Here is a 15,466-nt window from a genome sequence, read left to right as displayed (position 1 = left end):
GCCCGGCCGGTAAGGGGACCGACCGGGCCTTTCCTACCCGTGCCCTACACCGCCGCAGGGGTCCTCTCCTGCGCCGGCTCTTCGGCACGCGAGCCGTGATCCGAGTCCAGCATGGTCAGCTCGTCGAACGGATCCTTGCCTGCCAGAACGTTGTTCACCTTGTCCTTGTCGATCGTGTGGGTCCACGATCCGACCAGCAGCGTGGCGACGGCGTTGCCCGAGAAGTTGGTCAGCGCCCGCGCTTCGGACATGAACCGGTCGATGCCGACGATCAGGCCGACGCCGTCGAGCAGGTCGGGGCGGTGGGCCTGCAGCCCGCCCGCCAGTGTGGCCAGGCCTGCGCCGGTGACTCCGGCCGCGCCCTTGGAGGCGACGATCATGAACACCAGCAGGCCGATCTGCTCGGGAATCGACAGCGGGTCGCCCAGCGCCCCGGCGATGAACAGCGACGCCATCGTCAGGTAGATCGCGGTGCCGTCCAGGTTGAAGGAGTAACCGGTCGGGACGACGACGCCGACAGTCGAGCGGTCGACGCCGAGGTGCTCCATCTTGGCGATCAGGCGGGGCAGTGCCGACTCGGACGATGAGGTCGACACGATCAGCAGGTACTCGCGGGCCAGGTAGCGGACCAGCTTGAAGATCGAGACCCCCGACACCACACGCAGCAGCGAACCAAGCACGCCGAAGACGAAGATCGCGCAGGTGATGTAGAAGCCGAGCATCAGCGCCATCAGCTGGCCGACGGCCGCCCAGCCGGTCTGCCCGACGACGTTGGCGATCGCGCCGAAGGCGCCGATCGGGGCGAGCCACAGGATCATCACGAGCACCTTGAACACGAGCTTCTGCAGGTGCTCGATGCCGCGCAGGATGGGCTGCCCGGCCGAGCCGAGGCCCTGCAGCGCGAAGCCGACGAGCAGGGCGATGAACAGCGCCTGCAACACGCTGCCCTCGGTGAGCGCGGAGAACAGCGACGTCGGGATGATGCCCTGGACGAAGTCCATCAGGCCACCGGCCTCGTGGGCTTTGTCGGCGAGCTCGGCGCCCTTGCCCGCGGTGTCGGTGACGTTCAGACCGGTGCCGGGATGCAGGATGTTGCCGACGAGGAGGCCGATCGCGAGCGCGAACGTGGACATCACGAGGAAATACAGGAACGCCAGGCCGCCGACCTTGCCGACGGTCGCGGCTTTGCGGACTGATCCGATGCCCAACACGATCGTGCAGAAGATCACCGGCGCGATCATCATCTTGATCAGCGCGACGAACATCGTCCCGAGCACGCCGACGCTCTTGCCCACGTCGGGCGCGAGGATGCCGACGGCGACGCCGCCGATCACCGCAATGATCACGGCGATGTAGAGCCAGTGGGTGCGGTCGCGTTTCTTCTTCGGCTCTTGCGGAGCCGGCTCGTTGGCCGGCCTGTCCATCGTGGTGGTCATCTGGCGCTCCTTCGGACACAGGGTCGAAATCGGGTCTGAAAGGATGCTCGTGGAGCACGTGAGCCAGGTCACGTTTTAGTGCATTACGTTCAGAACGAAAGGTGTTGCACGAATGCGAACGCAGCGACGGGCCTGGTCACTGGCGACCCAGGCGATCGCGCTGCAGGTCCTGGTCATCGCGCTGATCGTCATCGGCGGCAGCGCGCTGGCCCTGCTCGACGCCAGGCAGGACGCAGACGCCGCGGCCGAGGAGCAGGTGCTCGGTATCGCGACGTCGCTGGCCGATTCGCCGTCGACGGCCCAGGCGATCGAGACCGGGCAGGCGACCGAGATCCTGCAGCCGGTGACCGAACTGGTGCGCAGGAACACCGACATCGCGTTCATCACGATCATGGCGCCCGACCGCACACGGTTCACCCACACCGATCCGACCCAGATCGGCGGCGACTATCTGGGCACCATCGAGCCGGCGTTGCGCGGCGAGTCGTTCACCGAGGTGTACACCGGGACCCTGGGACCGTCGATCCGTGCGGTGGCACCGGTGCGCGACTCCGACGGCCGTGTGATCGGCTTGGTCGCGGCGGGCATCCTGCAGCAGAGTCTGGCCGATCGGTGGCGCGCACAGTGGCCGGTCATAGCCGCGGTCGGCGTTGGCGCCCTTGCAGTTTCGCTCGTCGGTGTGTGGGGAATCCGGCGGCGGCTGCTGCGCCAGACGCACGGCCTCCGCCCCGACGAACTCCGCGTCATGTACGACCACCACGACGCGATCCTGCATTCGGTGTCCGAGGGGCTGATCGTGCTCGATAACAGTGGGGTGGCGCTGGCCAACGACGAGGCACGCCGGCTGCTGTCGTTGTCTGCCGGCCGTATCGACCGCTCGCACCTGCCGGAGTTCCTGCGTGCGTTCAACCCCGGCGCCCGCGACGAAATCCATGTGACCGACGACCGCGTGCTGGTGGTCAATCGCTCCCGGGTTCAGAACGGCACCGATGGTTCCGAGGTGGTGACCGTCCGCGACCGCACCGAATTGCAGGGCGCGCTAGGTGAACTCAACTCACTGAAAGTCCTCACCGACTCACTGCGTTCGCAGGCGCACGAGGCCGCCAACAAGCTGCACACGATCGTGACGATGGTCGAGATGGGTCGCGCCGACGAAGCGGTCAGGTTCGCGACGGCGGAACTCGAACTGTCCCAACAACTCGTCGACCGGTTGTCGTCCGCGTTGCGCGAACCGGCTCTCGTGGCACTCTTGCTCGGCAAGTCCGCACAAGCCGACGAACGCGGCATCGAGTTGACGGTGACCGAGGACACCGAGTTGCCTGCCGAGGCCGACGCTGTGTTGACTGGGCAGGAATTGGTCACTGTGACAGGCAATCTCATCGACAACGCGATGGACGCCTGCGATCCGGACAATCCGTGGGTCGAGGTGACCATCAGTCAGGACGAGCATCGTTTGATGATTCGTGTCGCGGACAGCGGAGAGGGCATGGACAGCACCACCTTCGAGAAGGCGATGCGACTGGGGTACTCGACGAAATCGGGCGAGGACACCGAACATCACGGGTTGGGCCTGGCGTTGGTGGCTCAGGTGGTCAAGCGCCACGACGGTCTGCTCACCGCCGATGTGACCTATGGTTCGGTCGTGACCGTCACGGTGGCCAAGCCGTGATCACCGTGTTGATCGTCGAGGACGAGCTGCTGATCGCCGAGGCCCATCAGGCGTATCTCGGTCGGTTGCAAGGATTCTCGGTGGCCGCGGTGGTGCATACCGCGCGTGACGCGATGCGGGTGGCGTCCGAGGCGGCGGCCGGCGAAGCACCCATCGATCTTGTCCTTCTCGACATCGGCCTGCCGGACGCCAGCGGCATCACCCTCGCGTCCGCACTGTCGGGGTTACGGCCCGCTCCGGACATCATCACGATCACGTCGGAGCGCGACCTCGAGATGGTTCGCGCCGCTGTCGGGCACGGGGCGCTCGCATATCTGTTGAAGCCCTTCACCTTTGCCGCATTCCGCGAGCGTCTGGAGCGCTATCAGCGCTACCGTGAGGCCCTGCCCGCCGGCACCGATGCCGCCAGCCAGGCCGAAGTCGACCGCGCGCTGGCGGAACTGCGGATCGGGTCGGACCGGTCAGCGGCCCCGAAAGGCGCAGCGGCAGGCACCAACGACGAAATCGCTCGTGCGGTCCGCGATTCCGACGACGGGGTGACGGCTGACGAGGTGGCCAAGCAGGTCGGAGTGTCCCGGGTGACGGCGTGGCGTTATCTCGAGCGGCTCGCCGATGAGGGCACCGTCAGCCGCCACACCGATTACGGCAAGGCCGGGCGTCCGAAGACCCGATATCAGTGGCGTTGACCTCGCAGCTCGTGGCGCAAGGCCGAGGGTCAGACGGTGACGGGCTGGCGCTGGATGCGGGGGGCGCTCAGCGCGATCGGGTCGGTCGCCATGAACTGCGAGTACAGCGACTCGATCGGCGACTCGACCGAGAACGCGCTCACACCGCCGGCGTAGTCGGCGATGTAGAGCCGCGATGCGTCCTCGCCCTGGGTGACGCACGCAGGACGCGCGTCGACTTTGAGCGAATCGATGACGTCGAGGGTCAGCGTGCACAGCACGGCGACGCGGTCGTAGTCGACGATGTAGGCGCTTGCCTGGTCTGCGCTCAACACCAGTTGTGTGGGCGCGCCGCCGAGGTTCACCTTGTCGGTGACCCGCATGGTGGCCAGGTCGATCACCTGCACTGCACCTCCGACCGCGCGGTCGGACGTCAGCGCATAGATCGCACCGCCGGCGTTGGCGATATCGCGAATCGGCGAGCCGACCGGCACCACGCGGCTGATCAGTGACGTCTCGGCGTCGACGACGATCAGCCTGCTGCCGCTGGTATCGGTGACGGCCAGGTACAGCCGCTTGCCGTTGGGGTCCACACGCAGCGCGTCGATGTTGGCGGCGGGGCCATGGCCGATCTCGATGGTGCCGACCCGCTCCGCGGTCACGTCGATGACGGCGACGTCGACCCGGTCCTGCGTGGTCCGCCCGGCGTAGACGCGCTTGCCGTCCGGGCTGACCGCAAGTGCGGTGATCCCGTACGCCACGGGATAGGTCTTGATGACGGTCCTGGTGCCGAGGTCGATCACGGCAACCGCGTCGAAGCTCGGGCCTGCGACGCCGACATAGGCGCGGTCGTCGGATACAGCGACGGCAACGGCCTCGCCGTCGACAGCGATGGTCTCGCGCACTGCCAGCGTCGCGGGATCAAGGATCGACACGCTGTCGTCGCCGCCGTTCGCGACGACGACGTCGCTGCCACCTGCCGCGATGTCGCCTATCGGGCTCGCAGAAACGAGGGCGCGACGCTCCAGCACGACGTCACCCTTGGCAGTGGTCGCCAGGGTCCCATCGACCACAGAAGCATCATCTTTACGGTTGCGCATCACATGCCCCTTGGGCATCAAAAAGTTAGCCATATCGTCTGGTACCTCCGCCGGTAAGAGCACAATGAGCTCTAGGTTCGGTCTCTCTCCGCCCATCGAGGGCGTGGTCTGAACCGAGTGTAGCGACGCGAAATCACGGTCAGAACCGATAAATAGGCGTGCCGGCCAATAGGGGCCGCATACTCTCAGGCCGCGCTTAGACAATTCCTAGTTATCAATTTGTTATCCTCGGCTAGCAATAGATGAAGATCTCTTGAACAGCATCTATACGGACTGCGGCAAGTTTTTCGGGTATTTGTGACAAACACCGCTTCCGCGAAATTCTTAGCTTTTACCGCTCAGATTGAGGCGCACATCACACAGCGACACGACAGCAATAGACACTGAGACCTCGAACTCCGGACCGCGCGACCGCCGCTGGCCGCCGACGATGAGGGCCACGACTGCCAGTGATTCGCTGAAACCGACGAAATCGGAGACGGTCAGGCCCGCTTGACACCGAAAACAGCCGGGGTCTCTTCGAGCGGGATCAGCCCCTCGGGATCACACAGCTTGACGACGCGAGATACGGCCGGACTCGGAACCACACACCAGGCGACATCCTCGCGCGCCAGGTGGGCACTGATCGCATAGAGCGCTGACGCGCCGTCGAACGCCATGAACTCGACGGCTGTGAGATCGAGGATGACGGTCGCCGCGCCCACCGCCGCCTCACGAACGGTGTGCGCGAAATGCTTCGCGTTGGCCGAGTCCACCTCGCCGGAAGCCGAGACCGTGACGCGCTTGCTGGCGCCCCGACCGTCGACGCGGCGCACAACCGCCAGCGACCTCGACGCGATCGAGAAGCGCCGCGAGTCCGCTGACCTGCTGCGAATAGACGTTACGGTCATTTGCAGGTCAATTTACCCGCTCAACCGCCAGATATGCCTGGCTTTCCGCCTGCCGCGGCCGTTCGCCGCAAAGAGGCGGACCAGCTCACTCCCCGAAGCTCTGCAGGGCGACGTCGAGCGTGGAGAACAACTCGATGTGGTCCGTGAGGCCGGTGATCTTCAGCGGACGACTGGTCGCCGGTCCGTCGGCGACCACCGCGAACCTCGTCACGCCGTCGAGGCGCCGTTGTGTCATGACGAGAACACGCATCCCGGCCGAGCCGAGGAAGTCGACCTCGGTCATGTCGAGGATGAGCCCGGCGGGCTTGCGCTCGGCCGCCGCGTCGATGACCTCTTGCAACTGCGGCGCCGTCAGCATGTCCACCGCACCCACGGCCGACACGACGACGACGCCATCGATCTGGCGTTCGGAGAATTGCTGCACGTCCTGGCCTCGTCTCACTTGGCGCGTCCGGCAGACCGGTCGCGGAGATGTAGCGCAGGCTGCAGTTTGAACCCGATTTCCATCAAGTGGTAACAGGTTATCGAAGTTCGCGGCAGAGCGGGACACCGACCACCGGACGCGGCAAGCCGCAGGCCCCCCGCGAATCCGTAGAGACCGCCACCGAATGTCGAAACCCCACTTCGCAGCCCTCCCGGACACCGAGGCGCACATGCCGCGCAAATCCCGGGTTCGACGCCGCACCGCCGCTACCATCCGCACAGACAGTCCACAGGAGGCTCCATGCGCGTCCACATCGCCCGTTCGACGATCCTGGCGGCCGGCGCCGCCGCCGCTCTGGTACTGGCCCCTGCCGCCCAGGCCACCGACGCCGACGCGCAGTTCCTGGCCGTCGTGACGGAGCTCGGTCTGCAGTTCGACACCCCCGAGGACGCTGTCGAGGCCGGCAACAACGTGTGCGACATCGTGGCCGAAGGCGCCGCCAACAACGCCGACCCCGCCCGGATCCGCGGCGACATCATGAACTCGTTGCTCGGCGAGGGCGTCAACCACGATCAGGCGACACGGCTGATGGTCGGGGCGGTCGGCGCCTACTGCCCCGTCTACAACGGCATCGTCACGGGCTGACTGCCGCCGAGAGCTTTCTCCCCGCACGACTTCTGGTAACCCACGCTTCATCTCCTGGCACCTCCGTGGGCCGCCGAAGTTCTCCATGGAATCTCCACGCAAGCTCCAAGCGTTGTCATTTCATAGTCGCGACGCTGGTGTCACTCATAAAGTTGGGATCACTGCGGTGAAGCGCCAGATCTAGGAGACACACCATGAAGAAGTTTCTCGCCGCGAGCCTCCTGCCGCTCGGCGCCGCCATCGCCCTCTCCGCCCCTGCCCAAGCAGAACCCGCGTCGACGACGATCAACCAGTTGCGGTCGCAGGGCTACGACGTGAGGGTCAGCCGTGTCGGTAATGCCCCGTTGAGCGAGTGCACCGTCATCGGCGTGCAGAACCTGCCCGGCGCACAGGTGCCCTTCACTCTCAACGACGATGACGACTACAACGTCTTCACCAAGGTGCCGAAGCCCAAGGTCGCCGTCTCCCTGAACTGCTCGCAGTAACAGCCGGACGGCCGACACAGTCGGAGGCCGTCTAGGTTTGGATCCCATGCCGGCAGCGCCCCAGTCCTCTTTCCCGCGAGGCATGGCTCTGCTGGTGGCGGGGGCGTTGTTCATGGAGATCCTCGACGCCACCATCATCGCGCCGGCCATTCCCGCCATCGCACGCGATTTCGGCGTCTCCGCCGTCGACGTCAACGTCGCCATCTCCGCCTACCTGCTCACCGTGGCCGTCCTGATCCCGGCGAGCGGTTGGGTCGCCGACAGGTTCGGCATCCGGCCGGTGTTCCTCACCGCGATCGCCGTGTTCACCGTGGCGTCGGTGGGATGCGCACTGAGCGCGTCACTTTCGATGCTGGTGGCCATGCGGGTCCTCCAGGGGATCGGGGGCGCGATGATGGTGCCGGTCGGCAGGCTCGCCGTGTTGCGCTACAGCGCGAAGACGGACCTGGTCCGCGCGATCGCGTTGCTCACCTGGCCTGCACTCACCGCACCGGTCGTGGCACCGGTCCTCGGAGGCGCCATCGCGACCCTCGGCTCGTGGCGATGGATCTTCTTCGTCAACATTCCGATCGGGATCATCGGACTGTTGTTCGCGTTCAAGCTCATTCGCGGTGGCCCCGCCGCCACCCCCCGACCGTTCGACTGGCGCGGTCTGCTGCTGCTCGGCGCCGGAATCGCCTCGGCCCTGATCGCACTCGAGCACATCCGGGTCAGTGGCACCAACTGGACGATGGTCGGGATCGGCGCTGGCGCCGCGGTCGTCCTGCTGGGCGGTGCGGTGTGGCATCTGCGGCGCACGCCCACGCCGTTGGTGAGGCTGTCGGTGCTGCGGGTGCGGACCCTGCGGATCACGGTGTCCGGTGGCTCGATGTACCGACTGGTGATCACCACGGTGCCGTTCCTCTTGCCACTGCTCTTCCAGCTCGAGTTCGGGTGGTCGGCGTTCACCGCGGGATTGATGGTCGCAGCGCTCTTTGTCGGCAACCTGACGATCAAGCCGTTCACGACACCCTTGATGCGCCGCTTCGGCATCAAGCGTGTCCTGCTGGTGAACGGGGTGGTGTCGATCGCGTGGTTCGGGGTGCTGGCGGCGATTCAGCCGGGCACCCCCATCGCGGTGATCGCTATTGCGCTCTATGTCAGCGGCGCGCTGAGGTCCATTGGTTTCACCGCGTACAACAGCCTCGCGTTCGCCGATGTCGACGGTGACGAGTTGACCCACGCCAACACGCTGAACGCGACGGTGCAGGAGTTGGCTGCTGGGCTCGGCATCGCCGTCGCTGCGCTGCTGCTGACGGTGCTGGCGTCGTACTCGTGGACGTTCCTTGTACTCGGCGCCCTGCTTGCGGTCACCTTGGTCGAGACCTTGCGCCTTCCGGGTGATGCGGCAGCCCACGTCAGCGGTGCCCGGTAATGCGGACCGTTGATAGTGCTGTGAGCCAATCGAATTCGATTCGTGACCGCCTGCACAGCTGGCGCCTAAATTCTGCACAGTAGCCGCCAACACCCCGCTCCTAACGTCATCGTCTGTGCGGCACAGAGCTGCACGACGCATTCACGATGACGATCGGAGAAATTCATGGCACTCACCCGCGCACTCGGCCTCTCGGCTGTCGCCGGCGGAATTGCCCTGGCGGGCCTGGTTTCTGCGGGCGCAGGCTCCGCGGCCGCGGCACCCGGCCAGCCCTGCGGTCAGCCGGGCGCCCCCGCGTGCCAGCCCGCCCCCTCGCCGCAGAACGGCGATTGGCAGCGCCGCGACATCAACAATGCCCGCCAGGACCATCAGCCGTTCATGTACGAAGGCCAGCACGTGCAGCCGCTGCGAGCCGGCAACGGCGACGGTTGGGGCTTCTGGTTCCTGGGCCGCTGGATTCGGTTGTAGTCCGGCCGGCCCTTAACTTCTGTGCGGACTCGCGAAGACCCCTTCGTGAGTCCGCACAGTTCGTTCGCGCGCGCCTCACGCAAAAGTCTCGACCCTGACTTTAGCCTTGGGGGCCGTGACCACCATGTACGAGCCGTCGCTGGCGGAGCTGGACTTCGAGCCCGAAATCCAGTGCACCTGCCGCAAATTCTGCGGCCCGCTGGCGCATCCTGCGCAGTGGTGGGTCACGTTGTCGTGCGGGTGCCCGTACCCGATGTGCCAGCGCGCGTTGCGAATCGCCAACGTCCGACTCAAGGTCCGTCCGCTGACCTGTCGTCACTGCGAGACGGATCAGATATCGATCCGTTCCGTCGTCGCCATCTGACGGGCCCTACCGCGACGGGCGGGAACCCGTCTCGATCCCGGTATCCGGTGACGAGTCAGCGGCTACCGGAGCATTGGCGGATTCATCGGCCACCGGCTGCGCGCGCAGGACAGCGGGCCGCAGCCGTTCGGGCAGCGATCGCAGGATCGCACCGAACACCAGCACGATGCCGACCGAGATCGCCCCGATAACCAGGAGCGGCAGCGACGGGAAGATGTTCTCCAGCAGCATGTAGGCGCCGAAGAGCAGGAAGAGTGCACCCGCGGCGATCTGGATGAACCGCTCGGGTAGACGTTTGCCCAGGACGGCGCCGACGAGGATGGCGAGACCGTCGGCGACCACCATGCCCAGTGTCGAGCCGATCCACACACCCAGCCAGTTGTTGTCCGACGCCAGTGTGACGGTGGCGAGCATCGTCTTGTCGCCGAGCTCGGCGAGGATGAACGCGGAGGTGACGACGAAGAACGCCGGAGCGGTGGCCTTCTCGGCGCGTGATGCCTCGTCGTCGGAAAGGCTGTCGCCGCGCAAGGTCCACAACCCGAAGAAGATGAACATCGCGCCTGCGATGAGGCCGAGAAGATGTGTGGGCAGTGCCGCGCCGAGATAGTGGCCGATGGCGACGGACAGCACATGGACGGCGGTCGTTGCGACGGTGATCGCCGACAGCACCACCCACCAGCGGTACCGCAGCGCGAACATCATGGCGACGAGCTGGGTCTTGTCTCCCAGCTCCGCCACGAAGATGACGGCGAAGCTCAACAACAGGGCGGCGAACACCAGATACTCCTCGGTGTCGGTGACTGCCGTTCGGAGAGTGGGGACACACCTCCGGCCGGCAATCCAAACGGACTGTACGGCCGAAGGTCTCGCCCACCGGTCCATTGACCGGTTCGGACAACCGGGCCCCGTAGAGCCAGTATGTCGATTGCCGATTGGGGGCTACTCCCCTTCGCTGAAGCCACCCTACACGCGCCCGCGCCGCACTTGCAACTCGTGGCGATCCAAATCCCGTCTGTCGCAATAAGTTTGGGGAATCAACCAGGAAAGTTCGGGCGTCCCAAACTCTACAATGGAAGGTCCGCAACACCCCGACGAGTCCCCGACGGCCAACGAATGTTCCGGGTCGGACAGACTGGGCTCGCAACGTTGCGCACCGACCGAAGGAGCCCCACGTGACCACCGCCGCAGACCGCTTTGTCGCCACCCGCACCGTGGCCGCTTCCGCCGCCGACATCTTCGCCGTGCTGTCCAACCCGGGCCGGCACAAGGACACCGAACCGACAGATTGGGTGCGCGATGCCGTGACCACCGAGGTCATCACCGGCACAGGTCAGATCTTCGTGGTCAACATGTACCTCGACCACATCGGCGGCCACTACGTCATGCACAACCTGGTCACGGTGTTCGAACCGGACCGCAGCATCGCGTGGCTGCCGGGCAATGTCGACGGCGCGGGTGAACACGAGGCGCCGGGATGGTGGTGGCGGTACGACCTCTCGTCGGCCGAGGGGGGGCACCGACGTAACCCTGACCTACGACTGGAGCGCGACCCCGCAGTCCGTGCGCGACCAACTCGGCGGCCTGCCACCTTTCGGCAGGAAATTCATCGACGAGTCACTGGCGACGTTGGCTCGTACGGTCGAGGACAGCGGCCCGGCCTGACGATCACGACACGGCGATGGTGAAGTACCCCAACGCCCCCAGTGCCAGCACCAGGTACGCCCCCGGAAAGGCGATGTTGTGCAGGACCCGGGTGTGGACGTGTACGGCCACGGCGCCGATGAAGAACGCCACGAGGCCGGCCGCCGCGGCGAGCCCGAGCCAGGGTGCGACGGCGTAGCCCAGCAGCAATCCCACAGCTCCGGACATCTTCAGTGACGCCAGATAGGGAATCCACCGCTGAGCCACCCCGACCTCGGCAGAGTTCGCCAACACGAACGGCGCCCTGACCAGATCGGCGACCGCGACGCCGGCGTTGGCGACCGCGCACACCACGGTCACGGCGGCCAATGCCGTTGTCACATGGCCGGTCACGGCTGTCGTCCGATCGGTATGCTCGCCACGTTGCCTCCTATGTCAGCGGTTGTCGGCTGTCTCACCCATCTGACGTTCCGCAGATTCGAAAGGTGACCACCGGTGTCCGAAGTGACCGAGCGCTTCTTGGCAGACCGTCCGCGACTGCTGTCGCTGGCGCACCGCATTCTCGGATCGATCCACGACGCCGAGGACGCCGTCCAGACGGCGTGGTTGCGTGCGCATCCCTGCCCCGCCGCCGACATCGAGAATGTTTCGGCGTGGCTGACGACGGTGGTCACCCGCGTGTGTCTCGACCAACTGCGCGCCAGGAGTCGGCGGGACGCCCTCACCGCGCGCGTCGATCCGATCTCTGACGTCGAGCTGGCCGCCGACGAAGCGTTCCTGCAGCGCGACGACGTGTCACGCGCGTTGATGGTGCTGCTCGCCACACTCACGCCTCCGCAGCGGGTGGCCTTCGTCCTTCACGACTTGTTCGCGGTCCCGTTCGACCGGATTGCCGACATCCTGGACACGACACCGACCAATGCGAAAAAGCATGCCAGCAGGGCACGTTCACGCATTCGGCCGCCCGCCGCCCCGTCAGGCCCGGCACCTGACGAGGAGGACCACGCCGCCGTCGTCACGGCGTTCCTGCAGGCGGCCGGGGGTGGAGACATGCACCGCATGCTGTCCTTGATGGCGCCTGAGTGCGTGCGGATCGCCGACGCGGCGTTGATGCCGGTGGGGGCGGCACTCTCGATCTCAAGCGCCGCCGCGATCGCCGAGGAGACCCGTCATTTCGTCGGCCGTATCCGCTCCAGCATCCCGATGCGTGTCAACGGACGCGCACTGCACGTCATCGCGCCGGGCGGTCACGCCATCGCGACGATCGACATCGCCGTTCGGGCAGGACTTGTCACGGCCATCACGATCGCTCCTCTTGCCGCGACCGATGTCGTCGAGGCGGTGGCCTATCAGGCCTCCGGAAAGTGCGACTTGTAGACCTGGCCGTGCACACCCACCGTCTTGTCGACCACCTGGGACACCGAAAAGTCGGCGGCGGCAGACAGATACGCATAGGCGGTGGCCCGGTCCATGCCCTGATCGGTTTCGAGAAAGTCCAGCGCGTTGACCACGGCCCGCCGCATCGCGATGTTCAGGTCGCTGCTCTGACCACCAACGGAACCGTCCGGATCGGACAGGCCGATGGGCACCCACGCGTCGGCCGTTTCGGCGAACGGATACCGGTATGCCACCGATGGCGCATCACCGGATCCGGGTTTGCACACCGAGAGCCGGTACGTTCCGCGCAGCGATCCTTCCATCGCGGTCAGCGCGACCTCACCGTCGCCCATGGCCATGTGGGGGTCGCCGACATAGAACAGGGCGCCCTCGGCGAACACGGGCAGATAGAACGTGGCCCCCTCGCCGAGCAGCCTGATGTCGATATTGCCGCCACCCACCGTCGGCGGAACCGAGTTGGCGGTGGCCGAGGTCGGATCGGTGTCCTGGGAGTAGGCCACGCCCATCATGCCCATGAAGGGCCGCAGCGGAAACCGCACTTGAGCAGTGCCATAACGCATCACGCCGTGACCGTCCTCGACGCTGGTGAATGTCGAGATGTTGCCGTACTTGGCAGGGTCGGGGTTCGGGCGCGCATCGGTATCGGCGGGCGGCATCACCTCGGCGAGGGTGATACCGGCGGGCGGTGCGCCATCGGCCGTGCGGGCGAGCGCCCCCTTGCCGTGCCTGCTCGACACGACTCCGTACGGAACGCGCGGAATCGCCTCCAATATCTCGATTTTCAGAACATCGCCCGGCGCGGCGCCTTCCACGAACACCGGCCCGGTCACGACATGGGGGCCGTCCTTGTCGAAGTTCCGTGGTGTCCTGCGGTACTCGGCGGCGATGGCTATCGCGTCCTGAAGCACTTCGGATTCGGACACCCCCTGGGACCCGAAGTACTCGACCGGGTTTCGGCCCTGGTCTTCGAGTATGCCTTCGTGGCTGACGGCATCGATGGTCACCGTCTGCCCCGAGCTGATCTGCAGGGACGGAGCTGCGTGGACGGTGGGAACGTAGCCCCACAGCACGTCATCGGGGCTGGACTGCAGATAGTGGTCCCCGCTCGGGTTGCCCTGGCCGGGCTGCAGGATGGTGAAGTTCGCCGCTGTCGACGACGGCGTCTCAGGCGACGTACTCGTCGAACCCGACGAGCAGGCGGACGCCACGCCGACCACACCGACGCCCGCCCCCATAGCTGCGACTGCACGCACGAAATCCCTTCTGCCGAGCCCCGACCAGAGGGTTTCTGCGGCGTGCCGGGCAAGGTCAGTCATGAGGTCACCTTTCGATAGGACGATTACCGAAGGGTGTTCCCACGAGGCATTTCCTGGCCAAAACGAGTGTGCTACGTCTTCGTTGCGGAGTTCTCACCAGCCAGGCGGCACCTGGAGCACCCACTCTCGGAGATGCTGTCCAGAGCTGCTGCAGAACAACGGTTTTCGCCGATCCCACCTATCAGGCGATCGGCGGTGCCATAGTCACACCGTGTGACGTGTCGCCCACGAGAGGACTGCCATGCCGTCGCCCGATCAGAAGTCGACCCGGTCGTTCCTGCTCACCGCCCGGCTTTTCGCTCTCGCCACAGTCGTCGTGATCGTCGCGCTGTTCGGCACGGCAGGGGCACTCGTGCAGGCCGGTGAGCTCAAGGACGTGCACGGCGGTGCGGCGATCGTGCTCCATGTCGTCACCGGTGGACTCATGGTCGCGCTGGCGGGCCTCGCCTATGACCGCAAGCGCGCGTGGTGGACGGTGGCGCTCGCGTTCGTGATCTTTGCGTACTCGTTCGTACAAGCGGCGCTCGGCGAGGGTGCGACGCTCGGAATCCATGTTCCCGGCTCACTGCTGATCGTGGTGGGGACCATCTGGCTCACCGTCTGGCTGTTCTCCTCGGCCTCCGCCGGGAACCGCGCCGCACCGACGAAGACCTAGCCGAATTCCAAAGACCTAGCCGAATTCCTTGACCAACACCGCTCGCGTGTAGAGCAGGTGAAAACCTCGGCGCTGCACGTTCTTCTGTGAGGTCGAGCCCGGCGCGGTGGTGACGACGGCCATGTCGCATCCTGCTGCCGCCGCATCGCGGAGACGAGCCGCCAGCAGCGCGCCCTGCACTCCGCGCCGTCGCGCGTCCGGCACCGTGGCCGCGCCGGTGAGTTGCGCGATTCCGTCGGTGATCCGCATCCCGCCGCCTCCGGCCACAGCACCGTCGCAGACGGCCAGGTAGGCCACCGCCCCGGCGTTCTCGAAATCCCGTTCCGCCTGGGCGACGATCTCGCGCGGAAATTCTTCATGGCTGGGCACTCCCACGTCGTCGGGATGGGCGAAGCCTTCGACCACGGCGTCGACCCACACGTCGACCTCGTCGGGATCACATCTGCGGACCTGGACGCCGTCGACCGTCGCCGGCGAAACCGGCCCGGACAGAGCCTGCCCGAGAACATTCTCGAATCCGCGCAACCGGTACCCGCGCCGGGTCAGTTCGTCGCCCAGGCCGGGTTCGGCGAGGCTGCCCAGTTCCACCTGGACCGGCACGCCGAGTTCGGCGAATGTCCGTTCGACCGCGTCGAGATCCGCAGGGGCGACTGCCGTCCCGAACCCGGCGCCGACGACCTTGTTCATGGGCGACCCCGCCTCCGCGGCGCAGGCGAACCCGCCGCCGATCGGCAGCGCCAATCCCCACGCACCACGGGCCTTGGCCGCCTCGGTGGCGGCGACGATCAGCGTGGCTTCGGCGGCTTCGATCCGGCGTGCGAGCGCGGTACTGCAGAACAACGTCGATCCGGTCACGACGATCATTGTGTTTCACGGGGACCGGATCGGAGAACTCA

Annotated in this window: 17 protein-coding genes and 1 pseudogene; 10 read left to right on the top strand and 8 right to left on the bottom strand. The window is 66.1% G+C overall.

The features are described from left to right. Positions 1–44: 44 nt before the first annotated feature. On the bottom strand, positions 45–1,436 hold the full coding sequence (locus P9A17_RS15395) for a cation:dicarboxylase symporter family transporter (protein WP_278039496.1): 1,392 nt from the start codon (positions 1,434–1,436) through the stop codon (positions 45–47). A 112-nt stretch (positions 1,437–1,548) separates the two neighbouring features. Between P9A17_RS15395 and P9A17_RS15390 the strand changes: the two genes are divergently transcribed. Together P9A17_RS15390 and P9A17_RS15385 are read left to right on the top strand one after the other, a co-directional pair. Further along, positions 1,549–3,105, top strand: a complete 1,557-nt coding sequence (locus P9A17_RS15390; protein WP_278039495.1) for a sensor histidine kinase — start codon at positions 1,549–1,551, stop codon at positions 3,103–3,105. Further along, entirely contained in the window at positions 3,102–3,791 is a 690-nt protein-coding gene (locus P9A17_RS15385; protein ID WP_278039494.1) for a response regulator, read from the top strand. Before P9A17_RS15390 ends, P9A17_RS15385 begins: the two co-directional genes overlap by 4 nt. Positions 3,792–3,820: 29 nt before the next feature. Here P9A17_RS15385 and P9A17_RS15380 read toward each other — a convergent pair whose 3' ends face one another. The 3 genes from P9A17_RS15380 to P9A17_RS15370 form a co-directional block, all read right to left on the bottom strand. Then, a complete protein-coding gene (locus P9A17_RS15380) occupies positions 3,821–4,843 on the bottom strand; it encodes a YncE family protein (protein WP_347403843.1) in 1,023 nt (340 codons plus the stop codon). A 509-nt stretch (positions 4,844–5,352) separates the two neighbouring features. Continuing rightward, positions 5,353–5,760, bottom strand: coding sequence for an STAS domain-containing protein (locus P9A17_RS15375; protein ID WP_278039492.1), 408 nt, complete (start codon positions 5,758–5,760; stop codon positions 5,353–5,355). 85 nt (positions 5,761–5,845) lie between these two features. Beyond that, a complete protein-coding gene (locus P9A17_RS15370; RefSeq protein WP_278039491.1) occupies positions 5,846–6,184 on the bottom strand; it encodes an STAS domain-containing protein in 339 nt (112 codons plus the stop codon). A gap of 300 nt (positions 6,185–6,484) precedes the next feature. On the opposite strand from P9A17_RS15370, the gene P9A17_RS15365 reads away from it, so the two are divergent. From P9A17_RS15365 to P9A17_RS15345, 5 genes are all read left to right on the top strand, one after another. Then, a complete protein-coding gene (locus tag P9A17_RS15365; RefSeq protein WP_278039490.1) occupies positions 6,485–6,829 on the top strand; it encodes a DUF732 domain-containing protein in 345 nt (114 codons plus the stop codon). A 194-nt stretch (positions 6,830–7,023) separates the two neighbouring features. Next, complete coding sequence (locus tag P9A17_RS15360; RefSeq protein WP_278039489.1) at positions 7,024–7,314, top strand: hypothetical protein; 291 nt, start codon at positions 7,024–7,026, stop codon at positions 7,312–7,314. Positions 7,315–7,396: 82 nt separating this feature from the next. Beyond that, entirely contained in the window at positions 7,397–8,728 is a 1,332-nt protein-coding gene (locus P9A17_RS15355) for an MFS transporter (protein ID WP_278039871.1), read from the top strand. Between the two features lie 165 nt (positions 8,729–8,893). Continuing rightward, the gene (locus P9A17_RS15350; protein ID WP_278039488.1) at positions 8,894–9,196 is read left to right on the top strand and encodes a hypothetical protein; all 303 of its coding nucleotides are present in this window, start codon (positions 8,894–8,896) and stop codon (positions 9,194–9,196) included. A 124-nt stretch (positions 9,197–9,320) separates the two neighbouring features. Then, positions 9,321–9,560 (top strand): hypothetical protein, encoded by a 240-nt coding sequence (locus tag P9A17_RS15345; RefSeq protein WP_278039870.1) that lies wholly within the window; start codon positions 9,321–9,323, stop codon positions 9,558–9,560. 6 nt (positions 9,561–9,566) lie between these two features. Here the strand turns inward: P9A17_RS15345 and P9A17_RS15340 are convergent, their stop codons facing one another. Further along, on the bottom strand, positions 9,567–10,337 hold the full coding sequence (locus P9A17_RS15340) for a TMEM165/GDT1 family protein (protein ID WP_278039487.1): 771 nt from the start codon (positions 10,335–10,337) through the stop codon (positions 9,567–9,569). Between the two features lie 395 nt (positions 10,338–10,732). Between P9A17_RS15340 and P9A17_RS15335 the strand changes: the two are divergent. Further along, positions 10,733–11,222 (top strand): annotated as a pseudogene (locus tag P9A17_RS15335) (ATPase). 3 nt (positions 11,223–11,225) lie between these two features. On the opposite strand, the gene P9A17_RS15330 reads toward P9A17_RS15335, so the two are convergent. Beyond that, positions 11,226–11,582, bottom strand: a complete 357-nt coding sequence (locus P9A17_RS15330; RefSeq protein WP_278039869.1) for a DoxX family protein — start codon at positions 11,580–11,582, stop codon at positions 11,226–11,228. A 114-nt stretch (positions 11,583–11,696) separates the two neighbouring features. Here P9A17_RS15330 and P9A17_RS15325 point away from each other — a divergent pair, with 114 nt between their 5' ends. Continuing rightward, positions 11,697–12,578 carry a sigma-70 family RNA polymerase sigma factor gene (locus P9A17_RS15325; RefSeq protein ID WP_278039486.1) on the top strand — a complete coding sequence of 294 codons (882 nt, stop codon included), beginning with the start codon at positions 11,697–11,699 and terminating at the stop codon, positions 12,576–12,578. Here P9A17_RS15325 and P9A17_RS15320 read toward each other — a convergent pair. Further along, entirely contained in the window at positions 12,551–13,915 is a 1,365-nt protein-coding gene (locus tag P9A17_RS15320; RefSeq protein ID WP_278039485.1) for an acetamidase/formamidase family protein, read from the bottom strand. The genes P9A17_RS15325 and P9A17_RS15320 overlap by 28 nt on opposite strands. Before the next feature lie 241 nt (positions 13,916–14,156). On the opposite strand from P9A17_RS15320, the gene P9A17_RS15315 reads away from it, so the two are divergent. Then, complete coding sequence (locus P9A17_RS15315) at positions 14,157–14,570, top strand: hypothetical protein (protein WP_278039484.1); 414 nt, start codon at positions 14,157–14,159, stop codon at positions 14,568–14,570. Between the two features lie 15 nt (positions 14,571–14,585). Here the strand turns inward: P9A17_RS15315 and P9A17_RS15310 are convergent, their stop codons facing one another. Beyond that, positions 14,586–15,425: a GNAT family N-acetyltransferase gene (locus tag P9A17_RS15310; protein ID WP_278039483.1), complete on the bottom strand. Its 840-nt coding sequence runs from the start codon at positions 15,423–15,425 to the stop codon at positions 14,586–14,588. Positions 15,426–15,466: the final 41 nt, after the last annotated feature.

Source organism: Mycobacterium sp. 236(2023), assembly GCF_029623955.1.
Lineage (GTDB): Bacteria > Actinomycetota > Actinomycetes > Mycobacteriales > Mycobacteriaceae > Mycobacterium.
Note: the sequence above shows the minus strand (reverse complement) of the source record. Positions and strands in the feature narration are given on the sequence as shown.

Coding starts and splice junctions, on each gene's coding strand:
- P9A17_RS15320 (WP_278039485.1), bottom strand. CDS start 13,915: ATGACTGACCTTGCCCGGCACGCCGCAGAAACCCTCTGGTCGGGGCTC.
- P9A17_RS15315 (WP_278039484.1), top strand. CDS start 14,157: ATGCCGTCGCCCGATCAGAAGTCGACCCGGTCGTTCCTGCTCACCGCC.
- P9A17_RS15350 (WP_278039488.1), top strand. CDS start 8,894: ATGGCACTCACCCGCGCACTCGGCCTCTCGGCTGTCGCCGGCGGAATT.
- P9A17_RS15360 (WP_278039489.1), top strand. CDS start 7,024: ATGAAGAAGTTTCTCGCCGCGAGCCTCCTGCCGCTCGGCGCCGCCATC.
- P9A17_RS15365 (WP_278039490.1), top strand. CDS start 6,485: ATGCGCGTCCACATCGCCCGTTCGACGATCCTGGCGGCCGGCGCCGCC.
- P9A17_RS15345 (WP_278039870.1), top strand. CDS start 9,321: ATGTACGAGCCGTCGCTGGCGGAGCTGGACTTCGAGCCCGAAATCCAG.
- P9A17_RS15375 (WP_278039492.1), bottom strand. CDS start 5,760: ATGACCGTAACGTCTATTCGCAGCAGGTCAGCGGACTCGCGGCGCTTC.
- P9A17_RS15390 (WP_278039495.1), top strand. CDS start 1,549: ATGCGAACGCAGCGACGGGCCTGGTCACTGGCGACCCAGGCGATCGCG.
- P9A17_RS15355 (WP_278039871.1), top strand. CDS start 7,397: ATGGCTCTGCTGGTGGCGGGGGCGTTGTTCATGGAGATCCTCGACGCC.
- P9A17_RS15395 (WP_278039496.1), bottom strand. CDS start 1,436: ATGACCACCACGATGGACAGGCCGGCCAACGAGCCGGCTCCGCAAGAG.